Below are 694 nucleotides of genomic sequence, written 5' to 3' on the forward strand. Positions count from 1 at the left end.
GTTATTGTCAGGCTTGTTATTCGAAAAAACCCCTTCCGGTGATCCGGTTGGGGTTTTTTTACGTCTGGCGGTTTTGCAAGTTACAAGGCAAAAGCCATAAGAAAGCAGCGCTGCGCGCTGCCTTCTTATGTCGTCAGTGTCGAATCATTGTTGGTGGCGTTGTTTGGCCAGCCGATGCCTGTTGCTGCGATCACAATATCGAGGCTGCTGGCGCTGGTTAGTTGGATGCTCCTTGGAGCTTGCCGGCCACGCCAGCACCGATACGTTTTCCCATACGCTATTCCCACCACTATATGACGGTATATCGGGCCTGAAGGGGTTTTCATTGTTGAAAATAAAATGAATGGCTTAGTTTTCCTGGGTGCACTGAATGGCATGATGATTTTTAGGGCCGCTTATGGCATCGGGCATCTGGCTGATATCGATTGGCTACCAGGTAAGAAGATTAGCTACTGGGGATATCGATCCCATGGTTTTGTTATGCTTGGCCGGCTGCGTACATTCTTGCCACACTTGCACCATCCTGATGGATTGAAGGGTGCCGGAAGAATGTCCTGGTTTTAACTGGATCATAAAATATATGGAAATGCCTGTTTTCCCTTGCTTCTGTGAAAGCACTTTGCTATAGTTCGCCTCCCCAATGAGACGCACTAGTTTGCGGCACGGAGGGATCACCGGAAACGGCGATGCAGTA

At 49.1% G+C, this 694-nt stretch carries 1 protein-coding gene; it reads left to right on the forward strand.

Translation table 11 applies throughout. The annotated features are described in order from the left end of the window. The first annotated feature begins 339 nt into the window (after window positions 1-339). Window positions 340-564, forward strand: a complete 225-nt coding sequence (locus ACL9RI_RS27625; protein WP_422729643.1) for a Wadjet anti-phage system protein JetD domain-containing protein — start codon at window positions 340-342, stop codon at window positions 562-564. Window positions 565-694 lie beyond the last annotated feature (130 nt).

The sequence above is a fragment of the Janthinobacterium sp. Mn2066 genome (genome assembly GCF_049319705.1).
Lineage (GTDB): Bacteria > Pseudomonadota > Gammaproteobacteria > Burkholderiales > Burkholderiaceae_D > Janthinobacterium.

What these genes read in the sequence shown, in the direction of transcription:
- ACL9RI_RS27625 (WP_422729643.1), top strand. Translation starts at nt 340, where the DNA reads ATGAATGGCTTAGTTTTCCTGGGTGCACTGAATGGCATGATGATTTTT.